Here is a 20,282-nt window from a genome sequence, read left to right on the forward strand (position 1 = left end):
AAATAATAATCATGATATGATTAAGAGAAGTTTATATTACTGGGGAAGGCTATACACATCCCAACTTCAAAAAGGAATGCCCTATAGTTCTCTTCATAAAACAATTACGATTAATTTATTAAACTTTGTCATGTTTCCAGAATATGAAGCATTCCATACAACAGGAATCTTATGGAATCAGCAACAACAGAAGGTATTGAGTAGTGATATCGAAGTTCATATCGTGGAAATTCCAAAACTTATGCAACAGTGGCGGAATGAACAAGTAAATCCCTGGGAAGATTCATTTGTCCGTTGGTTGTTATTACTTCCAGCGAATGAAGATGAACAATTAACCCAAACATTGGAGGATATTGCGATGAACCAAGACCCTATTTTACAAAAGGCAATGAATAAATGGGAACGTATGAGTCAAGATTCTTCTTTCCGACAAGCGTATGAAGCAAGGGAGAAAGCGTTGATGGATGAAGCGGCGAAGTTTGCCCATGCTCGTAATGAAGGAAAAAAAGAAGGCATCCAAGAAGGCGTTCAGCAAGGGAAAATACAAATGATTAAAGGTATGCATGAACTTGGTGTACCAATCGAAACAATTGCAAAAGCAAGTAAATTAAGTATAGAAGAAGTTGAACATATTTTGAGAGAAAATTCATAATAAAAAACTAAGAAAGCAAAAGAGCCACAATCCCCAATGGCTGGGATTGTGGCTCTTTCAAGATGCAAGAAGAAGACATAAGAGAAAAGATCAGTGACAAGATATTTATACATAGAAGAGACTTGTCACTGTTACGTTCTCTTTAAGAGTATAGCATAAAAGGGTTCTGGTGCAAAAACTTCAGGATAATTATAATAAATCTATAAAACTTGGTTCTGGTGCAAAAATCATTTGATAGAGGCATAGAAACCTGCATAGACTGTTCAATGGTAGATTATGATGCAATTCCAAATCATTTATGTATGAATCTAACGGTTCTGGTGCGAAAACTTCAAGCTAATTGCAAGTAATCTCTAAATCTTGGACATACTGATACTAGTACTCTAAAAAAGGTGCGTGATCAGTATGGAAAAGTGAAATTTATTCAAGTGGAAGCATTATCACTATGATATTATTTTGCAAACAGTAAGATGGTACCTACGGTACAACTTGAGCTTTCGTGATTTGGTGGAAATGATGGAGGAACGGGGCTTATCCGTTGCTCATACAACGATTATGCCGTGGGTTCATCAGTATGGTCCTGAATTAGACAAAAGAATCCGTCGTCATCTCAAGCAAACCAATGACTCTTGGAGAGTCGATGAAACATATATCAAAGTAAAAAGTCAATGGATTTACCTGTATCGTGCTGTCGATTCGAAAGGAAATACCATCGATTTTTACTTAAGCAAAACAAGAAACCACAAGGCTGCAAAGCGATTCTTCAAGAAAGCTTTGCAGTCTTTTCATATTTCTAAACCTCGCGTGATAACAGTAGATAAGAATCCTGCTTACCCTGTAGCAATTCAAGCGTTGAAAAAAGAGAAACATATGCCTGAAGGCATAAAAATTAGGCAAGTTAGATATCTCAATAATATAGTGGAACAAGATCATCGTTTTATTAAGAAACGTGTGCGTTCTATGTTGGGATTCAAGTCATTTAAAACAGCAATCTCTATATTGAGTGGTGTGGAAGCCATGCATATGATAAAAAAGGGACAGATTGATTTAGAAAATCAGTCTGTCCAAAATCAAAAAGAGTTCATTCACCAAATGTTTGGACTTATAGCATAAGATACGATTCCGTTAGGAATCTACTATTCTCGATGTCATTCTTCATATATTTTGCACCAGAACCCATTTTTTTAATATAGAGATGAATAGGGTTAATCCCTTTTTATATCATAAATAAATACATACATTTCAAGATTTTACTAATTTTGATTCTGAAAAAATAATTATTTATAAAAAACAAAATTATATATTGATTTTGTTTTTTATTTTGAGTAAAATTCAAAAGAATTAATTAGGACAGTGATAGTTTAGTAGTTTAATTGAAATCCTTTTTTTAGGAAGGGGATGTAGAGTCTAGTAGACTTGGAGTGTAGGGAATATCTGTAAATTCATATGCAAAGGGAGAGTAAAGTAAGTGACAGCATTGAAGAAATTATCAGCTTTTGTGAAAGGTAGCATTGTTTTATTATGTGTAGCATGTATGTATTTTGCTATACCAACTGCACATGCAAGTGCGGAGACAGTTAAGATTTATCTTGATCCAGGTCATGGTGGAACGGATACAGGAGCGATTGGAAATGGTTTACGAGAAAAAGACTTAACATTAGATATTGCAACACGTATTCGTAACATTTTAAATGCAGAATATACAGGGCATGAAATTAGAATGAGTCGTACGAGTGATGTATACCCTACGTTAACGCAGCGAACAACTGATGCAAATAATTGGGGAGCAGACTTTTTCTTATCTGTACATATTAATAGTGGTGGTGGCACTGGTTATGAAGATTATAGTTATCCAAATGCAGGAGCACCAACTACGACTTACCAAAATATAATTCATCAAGAAATTATGAAAACAACTGCCCTTTATGATAGAGGAGTTAAAACGAATAATTTCCATGTGTTAAGAGAAACGAATATGCCAGCAGTATTAACTGAAAATGGGTTTATTGATCGAGCAGAAGATGCTCAAAAATTAGGTAATGCAACATTTAGAGAACAACTTGCAAGAGGACATGTAAATGGTTTAGTAAAGGCATTTGGGTTACAGAAGAAAACATTCTTAATTCGTGTGAAAGCAGAAGAATTATATTATTATAATCAACCTGATTGGAATGCAAAGGCTGGTACTGTGAAACAAGGTGATGTATTCACTGTTGTGGAAACGTTAACTGTAAATGGTTCAAAAATGTATAAGCTGAAATCAGGAAACTATATAACTGCTAATCCTTTATATGTTGAGGTTTTACAGTAAAGATTTAATTGAAAAGAGACAATGATGAGTTAATTCATCATTGTCTCTTTTATTTTTCCTCTTACGAATGTAAACTAATATTCAAAAGTTTACTTTCATTATTACAGGATGTTCATTAACATTTCAAAAATAATTAAAATATATGTACGACTAAAGTATAAATAAAACCATTAAGCTTTGCTAAAACTACGTAATAGAGATTTTTCAAATTTACATACACTCTAGATAATTAAGATGAAGCATCCAAAACGGGTGTTTTTTTCTTTGTTATATAAAATTTATATAATAAACGTGAAATTGAACAAAGTGGACAATTGAAAATATAATACCTCGTAGCCAAAATGTTTTAAACAAACGTTTGTTTAATTTTCCCACAATTGATTTCTTCATCATATAAGTAAAAAAGGGATAAGAACACTTTTTTAGTGCATTATCTCTTTTTTAATATGCACTTCATATCCCAAATTTACCACATATTTCAATGGGACTTACAGATTGCTCTTCTAAAAAATTATAACTTATATTTTGTAAAAAGGGTTGTGTTGCAAAGATTTCTAAACTGAGATAACCTGTAGAAAAAGTGTGAGCAGGAGAATGATATATGGGGTATTTTAAAGGAAAACAGTTTAAAAAGGATATTATTTTGGTAGCCGTCGGCTACTATTGTCGTTTTTCTTTAAGTTATTGCGATGTGTCTGAAATCCTGAAAGAACGTGGTATTTCAGTTCACCCAACAACCATCATGCGATGGGTTCATGAATATGGCAATCTCATCTATCAAAATTGGAAAGTGAAAAATAAATCTGCATGCTTATCTTGGCATTTGGATGAGACTTATATCAAAGTTAAGGGAGAATGGCGTTATCTCTATCGTGCAATTAATAAAGATGGACACACATTGGATATTCAACTTCGTAAAAAGCGGAATCATCAGGCTGCCTATGCCTTCATGAAAAGATTAGTAAAACATTTTGGAGAACCTACGGTTCTCACTACAGACAAAGCGCCAGCATTACTTTGCGCATTTAACAAATTAAGAAAACAAGGATTTTATCAAACTACCATCCATTGTACAATCAAGCATTTAAACAATCTTACTGAACAGGATCATAGGCATGTAAAAAGACGTTTTGCCAAATCTGCAGGATTTCAAAATCTTCGCCATGCTTCACGTACCTTGAAAGGCATTGAAACCGTTCATGCTCTATATAAACGAAAACGAAGTTTGCAACAACCAAACTTCGTTTTTTCGACGTACAATGAATTACAACAATTACTAACGATTGCATAAAATCCATCTGCAATCATACCAACTTTTTATCTGTTAAGAAACTTTGCAACAGAACCCTAGATTACTACATCGCTAATAAATTAAATGAACGTGAACAGCATACCCTAAACGACATAATTTCCGACAGTAAATAATTTTAACTTGCTAATAGAAAATCAGCCCTACATATGTAGGGCTTTTTATATACTTACTCACAAGTAGAAAAGTATATTTTTCTACTCTTGCGTAGTTTACCAGAACCTCCACCAAGGCTTTTTCTCCTCTTTTGCAGCAGCAACCTCATCCCGAAACTCCTGCATCATTCTCTTCGCTTCCTGCATCTCACGCAAAGTTTTCATTAGATTCTCATCCCGTGCTTCTAATCGTTTTTCCACTCGTTCATTGTGCGCTTCTATGCTTGCTTTGATTTCCTCGTTACTTTGCTTCGCTTGCTCACTCAATCGCTTTTCCATTGCTAACATACTCTGATTCATTTCTTTCGCCATAACACTATATTGTTGCTGCAATTGCTGTTTAATGTGGAATGGGACTAAGTCCGTTTCCTCAGGCTCTTCTTTAATCAGATCCGGATTAACTTTTTCTATTTGCTGCGCAATCATCTTCGCAGCCTTTTCTAACGTCATACCGTCATGCTTACTAAGCTCAATTAATTTCTCAATAACCATAATGTCACTGTCTGTGTATTGGCGTCTACCACGATTATCTTTCTTTACTGTAAATCCTTCTCGTTGTAACACTTCCATATACTTTCTTAACGTACTATCACTTATTCCTAGCCTTTTGTATACTTCACTAGAGGAATAAACAATCCCATCCGTCATAGCGTCACAACACCTCCTAGTGACAGTATTCCATGATGATTGATAAATTCCTGCAAAGAAAAAACCCTGTATAAACAGGGTTTTTTCTTAATTATTTAAATTGCCAATTTACCACATAGTTCCACGGACTATCTTGGCTATATGGCATTACACCAATACGTAAATAATAAGTTTTACTAGGGTTAATGCTTACTGTCTTTGGTGTTTCAGACATTGTCCATGAACCTAAAAGTCTACCAGACGCACTATCTTCATAAATAGAAATTTTAGTAGCTGAATGTCCCCATAAATCCACAGAAAGTGATTTTTGACTTAGGCTCGCAGCTTTTACTGGAATTAAATGATAAGCACTAATAGAATAAAGTGTTCCGTTAGTTTGTCCGTTACCTACATTAACTGATGCCATGGAATTGGATGAAATCTTTTTATCAACTACCTGAGATTGTTCAGCTGCAAGTGCTCCTCCGGCTCCAGATAAAGCAATTCCAGTTGCTAAAGCTCCAATTGCTAGTTTTTTAAACATAAAAAATCCCCCTTTTTATATTTTTATAACTTGCATCTTTATCATAATATAAGCTTCCATTTATGTAAATATATAACATTTTTAGAAATATAAATCCAATTATTGCAAATTTTTAGTTAAGATATGATGTTTGATAATAAAGATATATGGTTATTGTCACATCTTGAATACTGCAATAAAAAAAGCCCTACAACTGTAGGACTAAATTGCTTTAGCTATCTCAACAAGTAAACGCATAAACAACGGAATCATCTGCACCACTATATAGCCAATTCCTGCGCGACTTATTAATGAAAACCCTCGTTCCTGGCTACCAACCATAATAAACAATCCTCCGCATAACGCCACAACGGATGCAATAGGATATGACACTGCTTTAATTAAAAAGATAACTGGCTCAAATGCATTTACAATACGGTTATACAGTTGACCATCTATATAATTCTTTATCTTCCCATCATTTCATTGAACATCTTTGAATACTTCATTAACATCTGTTCCAGGTTCAGCAGCAAACCCATGAGTAATATCTATAAAATTGCTGAATATAATAGCACTACCGATTACTAATGATACTCGCACCGCGACAGGTGCGTATTTTTTTGCTTTCTTTTTGAACAAGCTCCACTTTTTCTTCGTGATCAGTCCAAATACCCAGAGCAATCCCAAATAAATACACAGCCTTTTCAACCTTATCCAAGTTCCCCTCGAACCCAGTCACTCCAAAGACCGATAAAATTAATCCAAAGCATGAAAAAAGCGCAACCCATGTTTTCCAGTTGCGCAAACGTTTTAAAATATTTTCTTTTGTAAGCGGCATATATTAAACACCTCCTTTCAAGAGCAATCCAATAAGTGCTGTTACTATTGCACCAATGATAATCCGGAGAATCCAGGTTGTATTGGCGCTGATTTTATCTAACTGTTTGTTAATATTGATAATGTCTTTTTCATTGCCTAAGGTGCGAGACTCTAAGTTTCGAATGTCATTCTTTATATCTTTCTGATCTAATTTAATCTGTTGGATCTCTTGCTTTAAATCTTGGATTTCTTGCATCATTTCACTCCTTTCAAAATAAAAAGAGAGACAGTTGTCTCTCTTATGTTTAAAAATCATATTAAATTTGAATTTCTTGTTCTTGATTTGTCCATACATCTTGGAAAACATCTTTACAACTGACAGGTAATTTATCTTCATCCCAAATCAAGCTTCCCATATTTAATGTTGCCTTCACTTTAGGATTATTACGATATAGAAATACATCCCCTTCTTTAAACTCCCCATTGCTATAACCAACTAAAATTTCATGTAGTTTCATACTAAAATCCCCCTTTTCAATCCTCCACTTGAGTATATATCAATTTATTAATTAATTGAATATTCTGTATATATTTCTCAACTTGCATATTCAACTTTTTTATATAATTACGACCTCCTTTTCAAAATAAAAAGAGAAGCATTTCTGCTCCTCTTAATCTATGCTATGAATTGAATTCAAAGCCGTATTTTGTTAAATCCCTTTGCTCTCTTCGTCACCATTTTCTGCTTCTTCATAAATAATAGGTGGTTCAAAAGGTTCTGGTGCAAATAATATGTAGATTAGAAATAGCAGTGTAGACTCCTAATGGAATCTACTACTATGCGGTGAGACCGAAGAGTTGATTGATTAACTTAATTTGTTTTTTGACAGACTTCTCCCCTTGCAAAGTCTGTCTGATTGAAAAGATTTCAATCCTAACATGATACGCACTCGCTTCTTGATAAAGCGATGATCTTGCTCGATTATGTTATTCAGATATTTTATTCGTCTTATTCGGATGTCAGCGAGCGTCCGTTGTTCTTTCTTCAAATGTTCTATAGCGATAGGATAAGCTGGATTTTTATCAACGGTCACAACACGAGGTTTAGAAACATGAAAAGACTGCAAAGCTTTCTTAAAAAAGCGCTTTGCAGCCTTATGATCTCTTGTTTTACTGAAGATAAAGTCAATGGTGTTTCCTTCGGAATCAACAGCTCGATATAAGTACATCCACTTTCCTTTGACTTTAATATACGTTTCGTCTACTCGCCAAGAATCATTCGTTTTCTTAAGGTGACGACGAACTCTCTTATCTAGCTCAGGACCATATTGGTGAACCCAACGCATAATCGTTGTATGAGCAATGGATAAGCCCCGTTCCTCCATCATTTCGACTAAATCACGAAAACTGAGGTTGTACCGCAGGTACCATCTTACCGTTAATAAGATAACATCAGGCTGATAATGCTTCCATTTAAACAAATTTTCCTTTTCCATACCGAGCACACACCTTTTTTAGAGTAATACTATCAGTATGTCCAAGTTTAGGAGATTACTTGCAAGAGATTTAAAGTTTTTGCACCAGAACCTATCAAAGAGCAAGATTAGTTCAGGCTGATAATATTTCCATTTAAATAAATTGTCGTTTTCCATACCGAGCACACTCCTTTTTTAGAATCATAGTATCAGTATGTCCAACATTTAGAGATTACTCACAACTATCTTGAAGTTTTTGCACCAGAACCCAAGATTTTATACAGTTTTTCGGCTAATTTAGTAACAAACGGGAACCTGAAAACCCGCACCAGGATAGGAATGTATAAAAAAATAAATAGAGTCATAGAAAGGGAAGAAGATGGATTCCTTGTGAGAGTAGGGATCCGCCTTGTCTTCGCTACCAATAATGTTACGTTATGTTAACCGATCGTGTATACGCTACACATTCAAAAATCCAAATGAATTGTTTTGGATAAATGGTACAATGAGGAAAAAGGAGGTCTATGATGAAAGGAAGGTATTTTGGAAATCTATTTCTCTGTTTTGTAATTGTTATTGGGGTATCAGCTTGTCAAAAATACAACGGTGAATATGTACAATGGGGCGACACTGCAAAAAGCGTTGACATAGATAAGCTGGAAAGAAACGATATACCATATAAAATCAAGGACAATAAAGTTTATATTCCTGAAGATGCGTTTGATAAAGCAACATATTGTTGTACATAAGGAATGCTGTGAACCTCTTCTTTTTATAAGAAGAGGTTTGCTATAAAAGTCATTAATGGGAGCTAAAACATGAATTTTACAAAGAAAGAAATTAAGAAAACCAAACGAAAATCGTTAATTGTATTATTTTGTATAATTGGTTTGTTCGTATACGGAGTGTATTGGGCGTTTTTCAGTATGGATCGACTACCCACAGGTGAAAAGATTGCTGAAAAACAGTCTCCTGATGGAACATATACATTTAAAGCTTACGTAACAAACGGCGGAGCGACAACGAGTTTTGCTGTTAGAGGAGAGTTAGTATTTAATCATCGTAAATATTTCAAGACAAAGAATGTGTATTGGAATTACCGAGAGAATACGGCAAAGATTGTCTGGAAAGACAATGATACAGTAATCATTAACGGACATACATTAAATGTTCCTGAAGAGACATATGATTTCAGAAACGATTAACTATAGTTTTTTTTGTAGGCTTATAGATACATTGACTGCCGCTAACGAAAATTATGTAAGTTAAAAGTCCCTTCAGTTTTTCTTCTGAAAGGACTTTTCTAGGTTTCTAAACACATTGAATTCCAATAATGTCATGCTATGTAAACCTTACATAAAAGGTATAAGTATATATACTTATACCTTTAAATTTAACAATAAAGAAAGTTTTTAATCTAAGCTATACGTTTGTAACGATCGAACTGAATTAGAACAATCAATAGTGGTGTCATCGAAGTATTCTTTGTATAAATCAACTTTTTTGTAGCTCGAATAATATCTATTCTTAATTGTTTTACTATGCCCACTAAAATTTTTGTCATAGTAAAGAACAACAGCAGATCGTGGAGGTATTATTACAGATGATATTTTATCATTTACATCAAAAAATCCTAAATCTTCTATCCATTGATCAGGATACATAGTGAAAAGTAAATTATTAAAGTTACGATCATCATAAAACTCAAATGAAGAATCTTGTACACCTATCTCCTTAGATAATTTTTTTTCACCTTGTTTAGTAGAAATCCCAGGAGCTTTATGATCTACTTTACTTTTTTCCATCTCAACCTTACCTGATTGGGGATTCGCAGCACTTGCTTGTTCACTAAAACCAAAAAAGAAGCCACCACCTAAAACTAGTGATGTAATCGTCAAACTTTGTAATACTTTTTTCACTTTCAAAACACCTCCTATTTTTTTGAACAAGCTCATTTTACAACGTTACTCTTTCTCTAAACTTTCATTTACCTTAAATAAATCTTACAAAAATTTTGTAAAACAACGAACAAAAACCTAAATTGAACACCTTGCTTTGTTTAAAAATTAAAACATAGTTAGAAGAGCACAAGAGGTTTTTGGGCCCAACTGGCGCTTGGGGCTAGGCAAAGCCTAGAAAAACAGTGGGGACAACAAACAAATCTTCATGTACCTACCAGTTTTCTTAAAAAAGGCTGTTTTCTAATAGATTGTTGTTTTCTTGTCCCTAATTTGAAACGGTTGATATAATAATTTTAGAGTATGTTACAACCAAACAAGTTCTTATTTCAATGCATCATAAGGCAAATAACTTCTGAGATGTTAAGAGAAGATTAACCTTAAAAAGGAGAATGGATTTGAAATTTATTGAATTTGGAATAGGCAATACATGGTTAGGTTCCGTTGCAAAGTTTTGAGAACTTATAAAAATGTAGAATTAAAATACAATTATTTTAGAATAAACGTTGGATACTATTCAAAAGAATGTATGATATATTCAATATTTTGCGATGTTTTTAAAGTTTGCAACAGAACCCATTTGCTTATATAAAGAATTACATTATAAAATAGTAAGAAGAACAGAAAGACAGGGAGAGGAAACCCATGTCCACAAAATTAGTAAATTTACGGATTGATTTCGCTTTTAAACAGTTATTTGGAACGAAGGGAAATGAAGAAATTTTAACTGGATTTCTAAACGCCATCCTAGAGGAATCTTTAGATGCACCTATTGTATCTCTACAACTAGAAGATCCACATCTTCATAAATCTTATGAAGATGATAAGTTATCCATATTAGACTTATTAGCAACACTAGATAATGGGACGCAAGTAAATATAGAAATTCAGCTTCGGAATACACATGATATGGTCAAGCGATCTCTATATTATTGGAGTAAACTCTATACGTCCCAAATGCAAGAAGGGATGCCGTATCGTTCACTTCGGAAAACAATTACCATTAATTTATTAGATTTTATATTATTCTCCCAAGATGATTCATTTCACACCATAGGACAATTATGGAATCCTAAAAAGCAACAGATACTAAGTGATGATATTGAAATTCATTTTGTAGAAATTCCAAAATTGGTCAAACAATGGCGTGAAGAAAAAGTAAATCCATGGGAAAATGCATTTGTTCGTTGGATGTTGTTACTGCCAGCACATGAAGATGAACATTTAACTCAAACATTGGAGGAGATTGCAATGAATCAAGATCCAATTTTACAAAAAGCAATAAATAAATGGGAAAATATGAGCCATGACTCCTCTTTCCGAACAGCTTACGAGGCTCGTGAGAAGCTACTTCTTGATGAACAAGCTAAATTGGCTCACGCTCGTGAAGAAGGCTTAGAGGAAGGTTTAGAAAAAGGGATTCAAAAAGGGCGAGAAGAAGGCATTGAACAGGGAAAAATCCAATTAATTCGTGGTATGCATAAGAATGGTATGCCGTTAGGAGACATTGCAAAATTCACTGGTCTAAGTACAGAAGAGATACGAAAATTACTATTATAATTACATGTCATTACAAAAGCTTTGCGGTATTTTCCGCAAAGCTTTTTATACTGCATGTTCGCATAGCTTATATTGGAGGGAGATAGAATGAACTTTATTGCTCACATCCGCGAAAGTGACAAACAGGTACAAACTGTCGAAGAGCATTTATTAGGGGTAAAAAAATTAGCTGAAACCTATGGAGAAAAAATTGGTATAAAACATTTAGCTGGTTTAGCAGGGTTCTGTTGCAAAGTTTGAAAAAAACATAAACAGGTTGGTAAATGAGGAGCAATGTTTAAGAAGTAGCTAATAATTGTTGAAGTTCATTGTACGTTGAAAAGGCGGAGTCTCTTTGAAGACTTCGCCTTTGTTTATATAGGGCATGAATAGTCTCGATACCTTTTATCGTACGTGAAGCATGACGAAGATTTTGAAATCCTGCGGATTTGGCAAAACGTCTCTTTACATGCCTATGATCCTGCTCTATGAGATTATTAAAATGTTTGATTGTACGATGGATTGTAGTCTGATAAAACCCTTGTTTTCTTAATTTGTTAAATGCGCAAAGTAATGCCGGCGCTTTGTCTGTAGTGAGAACCGTAGGTTCTCCAAAATGTTTTACTAATCTTTTCATGAAGGCATAGGCAGCCTGATGATCCCGTTTTTTACGAAGTTGAATATCCAATGTGTGTCCATCTTTATTAATTGCACGATAGAGATAACGCCATTCTCCCTTAACTTTGATATAAGTCTCATCCAAATGCCAAGATAAGCGCGCAGATTTATTTTTCACTTTCCAAATTTGATAGATGAGATTGCCATATTCATGAACCCATCGCATGATAGTTGTTGGGTGAACTGAAATACCACGTTCTTTCAGGATTTCAGATACATCGCGATAACTTAAAGAAAAACGACAGTAGTAGCCGACAGCTACTAAAATAATATCTTTCTTGAACTGTTTCCCTTTAAAATATCGCATTTGTGATTCTCCTGGCTTCTTTTTTCTAGAGTGTATCCTCATTTAGAAAACTTTGCAACAGAACCTCTTAGTGAATCAAGAAATAAACAAGCAGCCAAACGCTTTTTCAAGAAAGCCTTGGCTGCTTCTCATATTTGTGAACCTCGCGTTATAACAGTAGACAAGAACCCAGCCTATCCTGTAGCAATTCAAGAATTAAAAGAAGAGAAACATATGCCTGAAGGCATACAAATAAGGCAAGTTAAATATCTCAATAATATAGTGGAACAAGACCACCGTTTCATTAAGAAACGTGTGCGTTCTATGTTAGGACTCAAGTCATATGAAACAGCCACTTCTATATTGAGTGGCGTTGAAACTATGCATATGATGAAAAAAGGACAACTTCACCCACAGGTGAAGTCTGCCCAAAATGAAGTTAGGTTCATACATAAATTGTTTGGAATTGCATCATAATCTGCTATTGAACAGACTATGTAGGTTTCCATGTCTCTATCAAATGATTTTTGCACCAGAACCAAAAACTTCCAGTTATAAAGACGTTACGAAGTCTAGCAGTCGTTTTCAAAACAGACAGACCAATCTAACTCGCTCGCAATTTGAAAAAAATCTCAGCAAGAGTGGTTGGAAATCAAATAGATCTAAAGATGGTAACGTAACTATAATGACTAAAAATGGTGCAAAATATGTAATAAGAAATAACGCAAAGTCAACAGGAAAACCATCAGCAGATTATACTCCAAGAGGAAAGAAAAAAATGACATTAAAAATTAGATTAGGAGGGTAGACATTGAATTTAGAAGCGTTATTTTTAAGAGACAAGGAAGAATTTGAAGGCTGGAATGAAAAACTAAATGAGATGTTTCATTTAGGATTTAACTTGCCATATCAAGTGTTTAAAAAAGGATATGGTAATTATATGTTTGAGGAATTTGATTTCTTAATGGAAGATGGTGGATGGGACGAAGTGAAGAAAATAGCTCAAATGACAAATGATTCATTTGTTGTCATGGGAGTATTGAATCCTCATCCTGTTAAATACTATTATAAAGAGTTCGGATATTACAATTGGTTGAAATTACCATTTCATTTGAGTGGTAATCAGTATATTGATGTATTAGATATGTATCCCGTAGATAGTCCGGCAGATTCTATTATGGATAATTCGTCAATGATTGTTTGGTTTTCACCTTCTATGGAATGGATTATTATTGGTGACAGAGAGTATGGAATTGGTATACTCACAATAAAAGATGGTAGTAAGTTAAAACATAATTTCACCTCTTCTGATGCATGGAAAGAGTTCGATGATGATGTTTTATCATGGATATCCTTAAACTTTGAGGATGAAAATATATATAAAGAGTTTATCCGAACTTTTTCTAAGAATTATAGTAACAATTCTCGCAAATGAGGTAAACGAGATAAAAGGTTCTACTGCAAAGTTCTTTTACATGTAGAATGTTTAAGAGGACATATCCGATTCTGTTGCAAAGCCTTTCAAATGATAAACAAAAGCCTGCATGTATGAGGAAATATTATGCGGCTACTAATAATTTCTCTAATTCATAATACACTGAAAAGGCGGGGTCTGTTTGAAGACTTCGCCTTTGTTTATAGGGGATGAGTGGTTTCAATTTCTTTCAAGGTACGTGAAGCATAATGAAGACTTTGAAATCCTGCAGATTTGGTAAAACGTCGTTTTACATGTAGGGGTACAGACCGCAAAACGGAAAAAAACCACGCTAAGCAAAAAATATAATAAGCTGCCTATATGGACAGCTCATTTACATAATTTTCGGTATAGTAAGTAAAAATTATTGTTTATTTAGTTTTAAACCTAAATTTTTGAAAAGCCATTTGATCCTATCTTCAGAAGCGGTATCACATGCTGTAAAGAGATGATCTGTCTCGTACCAGATAATTTCTTTAGGTAGATTTGCATTTGTATAAAAACTATTCGCTTGATCTCTTGATACAAATTCGTCATTATAAGCAAATTGAAAGAATAAAGATGCTGGTACCGCTTTGTCTATGTAGTGAATAGCATCTAAGGGTTCGAGTGCTGAAATAAATGAATGGAATTTTTCTTCTGATAACATATTTCGAATTAATACTGCTAGAGGGTGGTCACTTGTTTTATGCCACATAGATACACTTGAGAAACCTGCCATCAAAATATATGCTTTAATACGTTTTTCAACTCCTGCAAGGACACCTCCCCAAGTAGCACCTAAGCTATGCCCAATATACGCAATTTGTTTTGAATCAACATTATTAAAAGTAGATAGCAAATCTATTCCTCTTCTAATGTCGAGTATTGTTTGAATATATTTTTGAATATCAGTCATTGCTTCTACCATGTAATGCAATTCTCGCTCTGTAGAAGGGGTTTTTGGAGCTGTACCACGCACAAAAGGTGCATCAATTAAAAGAGAAAAGACACTATTTAAAGCTAATTTCTCAGCTTCTGGTAAAAAGGTTTTTCTATTACCTTGTCCTGGATGCATAAAGATAACTGCTGGTGAAGGAGTACTTGTTTTTGGAACCACTAAATAAGCAGGAACTGTCCCGCCACATGGACTTAAATAATTTATGTCTTTAACTGTATGGCTGTCATAAACAACAGATGAAACTTCTTGAAAGTCTAAAGCGAGGTTACGGTCATATTCGAGCATTAATGACAACTCCTTTTTGTAGAAAATTTTACCATACATAAAGACTAGATATATATAAATTGCAGTTTCTTTTTGCATATCCTATTCATGTGAGGTTAACATAACGTAACATTATCAGTAGCGAAGACAAGGCGGTTCCCTACTCTCATAAGGAATCTGACTTTTTCCCTTTCTATCAAATGATTTTTGCACCAGAACCTGTTTTTTTGAGCTAAATTCTCATAAATAACTGTATAAAAGTAAAGTTCTTGTTTTGGGCATTTAATTTCGTTAGGCTGATGGCTATGGGGCGCGACCCTTACTTAATATTTTTTTGTAAAATCATGTACTTTTTGATTAGATTTTATAGTATTCATTATAAATTAAAGATACGTTTCTATTAGAAACTCTCCTTATAAAGACTGTACTCCCATGGAGGAGTCTCAACCTTTTTCAGAGCACTCACTCTAATGTGAGTGCATTTTTTTGGCAGACAAGGACTGGAACGCTTCGGGTCTGTTGCAAAGTTTTAAACGCCCCCAAAATATAGAATGAAAATACAATTGTTCCGAATAAACATTATAAAATATACAAGAACATGTATCGTATACTCATTATTTTGGGTTATTTTTCAACTTTGCAACAGAACCCCTATGCCCAAACCTTAGAAAATACTTGGTTATTTCCTTCTCGAAAAGGAAATCAACCCATTAGTAAAATCCAGGCTTATCAACAACTGCAAAAAGCCGGAGATTTTGCCGGTGTAGAATCCATTGGAACCCACACTATGCGTAAAACTTTTGGTTATTGGTTCTATAAACAAAAGATGTCGCTATGTTGCAAGAAATATTGAATCACAGCACACCACAAGTTACACTCAAATATATTGGAATCAATAAAGAAGAAAAAGATAATATTCTTGATACATTTCAAATTTAATTAACAAATATATTTATAATTTATTAAGGAGTATACATATATGAAAAAAAGAAAAAAGATACTTATTACTTTAATTTTATTTTTCATACTTTCCATTATTTTTTGGCTTATAGTTAGGATTTCACTAATTCATCTTTTGATATTCTCACTGATTCTCTTTACTCTAACAATATATACATCTATAAATGATTGGAAAAAGAATCGTAATGATAGCATTTGGTCAATTGTAGCCTCTGTATTTATTTTATTATGTATTATCACTCAATTATATATTCTATATCCTGTCAGTTAACATAAACTTCCTTATCAGTAGTTAATCTATCTAGAAAAAACCCCTTCAGTTTACTTGCTGAAGGGGTTTCGTATTTACATAATTGTCGTTATCAGAAGTACTTTATATCCGAAATCCCCCATGATATAAACACTTTGTGCATGATCTATTCTTTATACGAAATTTCATACATTCCTGTAATCTAAAACACGACAGATAACTGTCGTTTTAATTGAAAATAACACCTATTACCCTACTATAAAATCAAGATAGGATTTATCGTCACCAAATTGTTCATTTAAAATCAAATCCTCTGAAATCACATAAGTTCCAAATAAATCACCCTTTTTGATTTCAAAATAACATGTCTTTCTTGTAATTGGACTTGTTTTCTTTTTTATATTCTCTCTAGTGATTTCTATCCAATTTATATTATTTTGATTTTTGTCTTGTTGAATTACTTTTGTTGCCCATATTGTTTTATCATTTTTAATTATAATAACGATATTATTTTGATGCAGTTTGCCAGGATTAACATGAGCCATAATTGCATCTGCGTATTGAGCAATAAAACCTCCGATACATTCTACATTTCGTTGATTAATGATTTCCTTGATCATATCTATTTCCCCCTTTAATTTAGAAAAACAGCAAACCCCTCCTTGTTCCTAGAAGGGTACATCTATATAATGCATATGACTTATCTCTTATTGTTTTTAAAATCCAATTCTAAAATAGACTCAAACTTATCATCAATTGCATTTATCTTTTCAACTTTCAACAACAATGGAGTAATTAAGTAAAAACCACTTATCAATGCAATTGGAAGTAAAATCAAAGTTTCAATCACATCTATCCTTCCATCCAAATAATACATAGGTATAAATAATGTCATACCTAAAATAAGAACTAACAAACCTGTTTGAATAATACTTTTCATATTCACTTCTCCTTTTTCTTTATTGTATCATCCAAAATAAGCAATTTGTTATAAAATTTGGATGTATATTCCATACATGACGGGTTCACATAACGCATCATTATCGGTACTGAAAAAGGATCTTCGATTGAAGATCCTTTTGTGCTGCTTATTGAACAATCGCGCCCAATTCTTGAATATCACTATTTTGAAATCCAAAGGTTAAATGGCAGAATGTCCGCAGTTTATTTTTTTCTTTTTTAATCTCTTTACAAGAGTTAAATAAACAAAAATGCTTAATATCATTAAGATAAAAGTAACATTTTGTGCTATGCCAACCATATCCCCCCAGCTTCTTGTACCATTTACAAATAACTGCAATATTAGGCCTGAAAGTAAAATGAGTAATACATACGGTGTTTTTTTTAATAAAAATCCAACAATTCCACCAAAGATACCACCGACAGTTGATCCTCCGTACCAAGATACAAATATAATTACCATTTCTTTAAATGATAATTGTATTTGTACATCTGTATAAAAATTGCTAATCACGAAATAAAACGAAATTGCAGTTAATGTATAAATGGTACCAAGTAATGCAGCACCTTTAATGTCTTTAGCAAATAAATACCCAATAAGCATGGCATATATAAACCACATCGGTAAGGAATTAATCATTACTGCAAGATAGGATATAAAGAATTTAATAACTGTTACACCATCACCTAAATATGGTAGATTATCAGAAACAACAGATAAATAAGCAACAACTAAACCTAAGATGAGTGTAAAAATAATAAATCTTTTCCAATCTATTCTATTTTCATGACTCTTTTCCAAAAAATCTTCTCCTATTCCGTTGTACTACTATTAATAATTCCAATTATTTCAAAACAATATCATTTTCACAATACGTTATTCCAGAATTTGGCCCTTTAGTTAAAGAAGATCCGAAAGGATTGAATGCATACTCTATACGGCTCTGTTGCAAAGTTTTGTTAAGGTTAAGTGGTGCCAACAAAAAGTTGTACATTTTATGCGATTGTTAGTAGCTCCTGTAATTCATTGTATGTCGAAAAACCGAAGTCTGAGCCAAGACTTCGGTTTCGTTTATATAAAGCATGAATGGTTTCGATGCCTTTCAAGGTACGGGAAGCGTGACGAAGATTTTGAAATCCTGCGGATTTGGAAAAACGTCGCTTCACATGCCTATGGTCCTGTTCAATGAGATTATTCAAATGCTTGATTGTACAATGAGTTGTATGTATATAAAAGCCTTGTTCTCTTAATTTGTTAAATGCACAAAGTAATACTGGTGCTTTGTCTGTAGTGAGAACCGCTGGTTCTCCAAACGTTTTGACCAACCTTTTCATAAAAGCATAGGCAGACTGATGATTCCGTTTTTTACGAAGTTGAATATCCAATGTGTGCCCGTCTTTATCAATTGCACGATATAAATAACACCATTTTCCTTTGACTTTTATATAGGTTTCATCTAGTTTCCAAGATGATTGAACGTTTTTATTTTTCTTCTTCCAAATTTGATGGATAAGATTTCCATATTCATGAACCCAGCGCATGATGGTTGTTGGGTGAACCGAAACACCACGTTCTTTCAAGATTTCAGATACATCACGATAGCTTAAAGAAAAACGACAATAGTAGCCCACGGCTACCAAAATAATATCCTTTTTAAACTGTTTTCCTTTAAAATACCCCATATATCATTCTCCTGCTCACACTTTTTCTACAGGTTATCTCAGTTTAGAAATCTTTGCAACAGAACCAATTCAGGTCCATATTGATGCACCCAGCGCATAATAGTGGTGTGAGCAATAGACAAACCTCGTTCCTCCATCATTTCCACCAAATCACGAAAACTTAGGTTGTACCGTAGGTACCATCTTACCGTTAATAAGATAATATCAGGTTGATAACGCTTCTATTTGAACAAATTTTCCTTTTTCATACCGATCACACACCTTTTTTAGAATAATAGTATCAGTATGTCCAAGATTTAGAGATTATTTGCAATTTCCCTGAAGTTTTTGCACCAGAACCTGTTTTTTTGAGCTAAATTCTCATAAATAACTGTATAAAAGTAAAGTTCTTGTTTTGGGCATTTAATTTCGTTAGGCTGATGGCTATGGGGCGCGACCCTTACTTAATATTTTTTTGTAAAATCATGTACTTTTTGATTAGATTTTGTAGTATTCATTATAAATTAAAGATACGTTTCTAGTAGAAACTCTCCTAATAAAGACTGTACTCCCATGGAGGAGTCTCAACCTTTTTCAGAGCACTCACTCTAATGTGAGTGCATTTTTTTTGCAGACAAGGACTGGAACGCTTCTATCAACATCCAGCAAGGAGAGCGATTAGGGGGTCTGTTGCAAAGTTTTAAACGCCCCCAAAAATATAGAATGAAAATACAATTGTTCCGAATAAACATTATAAAATATACAAGAACATGTATAGTATACTCATTATTTCGGGTTATTTTTCAACTTTGCAATAGAACCAGAAAAATGGCCCCTTGTATTCATTCGGGCACATAGAAAATGCCCTCAATAATATGTTTGACTGGCGTGATGATTTTGATTTATTCCCTGACCTTTTATCTGAACTGGGATTCACTTGGGAAGATTTACGTGAGTGGATTTTAACTTTAGAAACTGGTTATAGCAAATATGGAAGAAAATTATGCATAACTGATAATTAAAGAGAGTGTGTACTTCATGGACAATTACCTAAAAAAGAAGCAACAAAGGGGAAAATTGGAAAAATTTCAATCGTACAATTAAGGGTCAAAGTTATTTTCAGTGTTCTTCCTTTCAGTGGAAAAATATCGTATTCAAAAATTATAACAAAGTTAAACGAAAAGAAATGAATATAGAACAACTTATTACTCTGATGCAAAGGGAAGGCATACAATTTACTCAACATCCTTCGTTGGTAGCATATCCAATAATTGAGTTTATAAAGTATATCGCAAAAATTTGTAATGAGACAATTGAAATAGAACCCTGTTGATATTAACAGGACTCTTCACTATTTACTTTCTTTACGTCTTATTTAAAAAAGACTACCGCTAGGATAAAATTAAAGTTATACAATTCAGAAAAAAAGAAAGGGAG

The 20,282-nt window shown here is 33.5% G+C and carries 21 protein-coding genes and 8 pseudogenes; 13 read left to right on the forward strand and 16 right to left on the reverse strand.

Features of this window, described 5'->3' with window-relative positions; genetic code table 11:
• From KFD70_RS25890 to KFD70_RS25905, 4 genes and pseudogenes are all read left to right on the forward strand, one after another.
• Positions 1-652, forward strand: a 652-nt coding sequence (locus KFD70_RS25890; RefSeq protein ID WP_431613463.1) for an Rpn family recombination-promoting nuclease/putative transposase, incomplete at its 5' end; no start/stop codon positions are given.
• A gap of 405 nt (positions 653-1,057) precedes the next feature.
• A pseudogene (locus tag KFD70_RS25895) lies at positions 1,058-1,765 on the forward strand (IS6 family transposase).
• Between the two features lie 355 nt (positions 1,766-2,120).
• Positions 2,121-2,963, forward strand: coding sequence for an N-acetylmuramoyl-L-alanine amidase (locus tag KFD70_RS25900; protein WP_336454487.1), 843 nt, complete (start codon positions 2,121-2,123; stop codon positions 2,961-2,963).
• A gap of 601 nt (positions 2,964-3,564) precedes the next feature.
• Positions 3,565-4,254 (forward strand): IS6 family transposase, encoded by a 690-nt coding sequence (locus KFD70_RS25905; RefSeq protein ID WP_336454488.1) that lies wholly within the window; start codon positions 3,565-3,567, stop codon positions 4,252-4,254.
• 230 nt (positions 4,255-4,484) lie between these two features.
• Here KFD70_RS25905 and KFD70_RS25910 read toward each other — a convergent pair whose 3' ends face one another.
• The 7 genes and pseudogenes from KFD70_RS25910 to KFD70_RS25940 all read right to left on the reverse strand — a co-directional run bounded on the left by KFD70_RS25910 (position 4,485) and on the right by KFD70_RS25940 (position 7,895).
• Entirely contained in the window at positions 4,485-5,075 is a 591-nt protein-coding gene (locus KFD70_RS25910) for a DUF3967 domain-containing protein (RefSeq protein ID WP_336454489.1), read from the reverse strand.
• A 91-nt stretch (positions 5,076-5,166) separates the two neighbouring features.
• Positions 5,167-5,598 (reverse strand): hypothetical protein, encoded by a 432-nt coding sequence (locus KFD70_RS25915; protein WP_336454490.1) that lies wholly within the window; start codon positions 5,596-5,598, stop codon positions 5,167-5,169.
• 201 nt (positions 5,599-5,799) lie between these two features.
• A pseudogene (locus tag KFD70_RS25920) lies at positions 5,800-6,273 on the reverse strand (hypothetical protein).
• The gene (locus KFD70_RS25925) at positions 6,155-6,418 is read right to left on the reverse strand and encodes a hypothetical protein (RefSeq protein WP_336454491.1); all 264 of its coding nucleotides are present in this window, start codon (positions 6,416-6,418) and stop codon (positions 6,155-6,157) included. Before KFD70_RS25925 ends, KFD70_RS25920 begins: the two are co-directional and overlap by 119 nt.
• 3 nt (positions 6,419-6,421) lie before the next feature.
• Positions 6,422-6,655 (reverse strand): hemolysin XhlA family protein, encoded by a 234-nt coding sequence (locus KFD70_RS25930; protein WP_336454492.1) that lies wholly within the window; start codon positions 6,653-6,655, stop codon positions 6,422-6,424.
• A 61-nt stretch (positions 6,656-6,716) separates the two neighbouring features.
• Complete coding sequence (locus KFD70_RS25935) at positions 6,717-6,917, reverse strand: hypothetical protein (RefSeq protein ID WP_336454493.1); 201 nt, start codon at positions 6,915-6,917, stop codon at positions 6,717-6,719.
• 319 nt (positions 6,918-7,236) lie between these two features.
• Positions 7,237-7,895 (reverse strand): annotated as a pseudogene (locus tag KFD70_RS25940) (IS6 family transposase).
• A gap of 506 nt (positions 7,896-8,401) precedes the next feature.
• On the opposite strand from KFD70_RS25940, the gene KFD70_RS25945 reads away from it, so the two are divergent.
• Both KFD70_RS25945 and KFD70_RS25950 read left to right on the forward strand, forming a co-directional pair.
• Positions 8,402-8,623, forward strand: coding sequence for a hypothetical protein (locus KFD70_RS25945; protein WP_336454494.1), 222 nt, complete (start codon positions 8,402-8,404; stop codon positions 8,621-8,623).
• 69 nt (positions 8,624-8,692) lie between these two features.
• Positions 8,693-9,079, forward strand: a complete 387-nt coding sequence (locus KFD70_RS25950) for a DUF5412 domain-containing protein (protein ID WP_336454495.1) — start codon at positions 8,693-8,695, stop codon at positions 9,077-9,079.
• Positions 9,080-9,286: 207 nt separating this feature from the next.
• Here the strand turns inward: KFD70_RS25950 and KFD70_RS25955 are convergent, their stop codons facing one another.
• Positions 9,287-9,793 (reverse strand): hypothetical protein, encoded by a 507-nt coding sequence (locus KFD70_RS25955; protein WP_336454496.1) that lies wholly within the window; start codon positions 9,791-9,793, stop codon positions 9,287-9,289.
• Between the two features lie 684 nt (positions 9,794-10,477).
• Here KFD70_RS25955 and KFD70_RS25960 point away from each other — a divergent pair.
• Entirely contained in the window at positions 10,478-11,392 is a 915-nt protein-coding gene (locus KFD70_RS25960; RefSeq protein WP_431613464.1) for an Rpn family recombination-promoting nuclease/putative transposase, read from the forward strand.
• A gap of 87 nt (positions 11,393-11,479) precedes the next feature.
• Entirely contained in the window at positions 11,480-11,632 is a 153-nt protein-coding gene (locus KFD70_RS25965; protein WP_336454677.1) for a hypothetical protein, read from the forward strand.
• A 37-nt stretch (positions 11,633-11,669) separates the two neighbouring features.
• Here the strand turns inward: KFD70_RS25965 and KFD70_RS25970 are convergent, their stop codons facing one another.
• Positions 11,670-12,356, reverse strand: a complete 687-nt coding sequence (locus KFD70_RS25970) for an IS6 family transposase (protein WP_431613465.1) — start codon at positions 12,354-12,356, stop codon at positions 11,670-11,672.
• Between the two features lie 66 nt (positions 12,357-12,422).
• On the opposite strand from KFD70_RS25970, the pseudogene KFD70_RS25975 reads away from it, so the two are divergent.
• The 3 genes and pseudogenes from KFD70_RS25975 to KFD70_RS25985 form a co-directional block, all read left to right on the forward strand.
• Positions 12,423-12,812 (forward strand): annotated as a pseudogene (locus tag KFD70_RS25975) (IS6 family transposase); the annotation flags it as partial.
• Positions 12,813-12,855: 43 nt separating this feature from the next.
• On the forward strand, positions 12,856-13,143 hold the full coding sequence (locus tag KFD70_RS25980; RefSeq protein ID WP_431613466.1) for a hypothetical protein: 288 nt from the start codon (positions 12,856-12,858) through the stop codon (positions 13,141-13,143).
• Between the two features lie 3 nt (positions 13,144-13,146).
• The gene (locus tag KFD70_RS25985) at positions 13,147-13,770 is read left to right on the forward strand and encodes a hypothetical protein (protein ID WP_336454618.1); all 624 of its coding nucleotides are present in this window, start codon (positions 13,147-13,149) and stop codon (positions 13,768-13,770) included.
• 124 nt (positions 13,771-13,894) lie between these two features.
• Here the strand turns inward: KFD70_RS25985 and KFD70_RS25990 are convergent.
• A pseudogene (locus KFD70_RS25990) lies at positions 13,895-14,066 on the reverse strand (IS6 family transposase); the annotation flags it as partial.
• A gap of 107 nt (positions 14,067-14,173) precedes the next feature.
• A complete protein-coding gene (locus KFD70_RS25995) occupies positions 14,174-15,112 on the reverse strand; it encodes an alpha/beta hydrolase (protein WP_431613467.1) in 939 nt (312 codons plus the stop codon).
• Between the two features lie 553 nt (positions 15,113-15,665).
• Between KFD70_RS25995 and KFD70_RS26000 the strand changes: the two are divergent.
• Positions 15,666-15,952, forward strand: a pseudogene (locus KFD70_RS26000) (tyrosine-type recombinase/integrase); the annotation flags it as partial.
• A gap of 519 nt (positions 15,953-16,471) precedes the next feature.
• On the opposite strand, the gene KFD70_RS26005 reads toward KFD70_RS26000, so the two are convergent.
• The 5 genes and pseudogenes from KFD70_RS26005 to KFD70_RS26025 form a co-directional block, all read right to left on the reverse strand.
• Positions 16,472-16,843 (reverse strand): hypothetical protein, encoded by a 372-nt coding sequence (locus tag KFD70_RS26005; RefSeq protein WP_336454617.1) that lies wholly within the window; start codon positions 16,841-16,843, stop codon positions 16,472-16,474.
• Between the two features lie 80 nt (positions 16,844-16,923).
• Entirely contained in the window at positions 16,924-17,163 is a 240-nt protein-coding gene (locus tag KFD70_RS26010) for a hypothetical protein (RefSeq protein WP_336454616.1), read from the reverse strand.
• Positions 17,164-17,364: 201 nt separating this feature from the next.
• Positions 17,365-17,985 (reverse strand): hypothetical protein, encoded by a 621-nt coding sequence (locus KFD70_RS26015; protein ID WP_221782980.1) that lies wholly within the window; start codon positions 17,983-17,985, stop codon positions 17,365-17,367.
• A gap of 194 nt (positions 17,986-18,179) precedes the next feature.
• The gene (locus KFD70_RS26020; RefSeq protein ID WP_431613468.1) at positions 18,180-18,866 is read right to left on the reverse strand and encodes an IS6 family transposase; all 687 of its coding nucleotides are present in this window, start codon (positions 18,864-18,866) and stop codon (positions 18,180-18,182) included.
• A 65-nt stretch (positions 18,867-18,931) separates the two neighbouring features.
• Positions 18,932-19,069, reverse strand: a pseudogene (locus KFD70_RS26025) (IS6 family transposase); the annotation flags it as partial.
• An 814-nt stretch (positions 19,070-19,883) separates the two neighbouring features.
• Between KFD70_RS26025 and KFD70_RS26030 the strand changes: the two are divergent.
• Positions 19,884-20,178, forward strand: a pseudogene (locus tag KFD70_RS26030) (hypothetical protein).
• The last annotated feature ends 104 nt before the right edge of the window (positions 20,179-20,282 follow it).

The organism is Bacillus pfraonensis, assembly GCF_050768835.1.
GTDB lineage: Bacteria > Bacillota > Bacilli > Bacillales > Bacillaceae_G > Bacillus_A > Bacillus_A pfraonensis.

Excerpts from the sequence above, each read along its gene's own strand:
- KFD70_RS25905 (WP_336454488.1), top strand. The coding sequence starts at position 3,565 with ATGGGGTATTTTAAAGGAAAACAGTTTAAAAAGGATATTATTTTGGTA.
- KFD70_RS25910 (WP_336454489.1), bottom strand. The coding sequence starts at position 5,075 with ATGACGGATGGGATTGTTTATTCCTCTAGTGAAGTATACAAAAGGCTA.
- KFD70_RS25915 (WP_336454490.1), bottom strand. The coding sequence starts at position 5,598 with ATGTTTAAAAAACTAGCAATTGGAGCTTTAGCAACTGGAATTGCTTTA.
- KFD70_RS25925 (WP_336454491.1), bottom strand. The coding sequence starts at position 6,418 with ATGCCGCTTACAAAAGAAAATATTTTAAAACGTTTGCGCAACTGGAAA.
- KFD70_RS25930 (WP_336454492.1), bottom strand. The coding sequence starts at position 6,655 with ATGCAAGAAATCCAAGATTTAAAGCAAGAGATCCAACAGATTAAATTA.
- KFD70_RS25935 (WP_336454493.1), bottom strand. The coding sequence starts at position 6,917 with ATGAAACTACATGAAATTTTAGTTGGTTATAGCAATGGGGAGTTTAAA.
- KFD70_RS25945 (WP_336454494.1), top strand. The coding sequence starts at position 8,402 with ATGAAAGGAAGGTATTTTGGAAATCTATTTCTCTGTTTTGTAATTGTT.
- KFD70_RS25950 (WP_336454495.1), top strand. The coding sequence starts at position 8,693 with ATGAATTTTACAAAGAAAGAAATTAAGAAAACCAAACGAAAATCGTTA.
- KFD70_RS25960 (WP_431613464.1), top strand. The coding sequence starts at position 10,478 with ATGTCCACAAAATTAGTAAATTTACGGATTGATTTCGCTTTTAAACAG.
- KFD70_RS25965 (WP_336454677.1), top strand. The coding sequence starts at position 11,480 with ATGAACTTTATTGCTCACATCCGCGAAAGTGACAAACAGGTACAAACT.
- KFD70_RS25970 (WP_431613465.1), bottom strand. The coding sequence starts at position 12,356 with ATGCGATATTTTAAAGGGAAACAGTTCAAGAAAGATATTATTTTAGTA.
- KFD70_RS25980 (WP_431613466.1), top strand. The coding sequence starts at position 12,856 with ATGATTTTTGCACCAGAACCAAAAACTTCCAGTTATAAAGACGTTACG.
- KFD70_RS25995 (WP_431613467.1), bottom strand. The coding sequence starts at position 15,112 with ATGCAAAAAGAAACTGCAATTTATATATATCTAGTCTTTATGTATGGT.
- KFD70_RS26005 (WP_336454617.1), bottom strand. The coding sequence starts at position 16,843 with ATGATCAAGGAAATCATTAATCAACGAAATGTAGAATGTATCGGAGGT.
- KFD70_RS26010 (WP_336454616.1), bottom strand. The coding sequence starts at position 17,163 with ATGAAAAGTATTATTCAAACAGGTTTGTTAGTTCTTATTTTAGGTATG.
- KFD70_RS26020 (WP_431613468.1), bottom strand. The coding sequence starts at position 18,866 with ATGGGGTATTTTAAAGGAAAACAGTTTAAAAAGGATATTATTTTGGTA.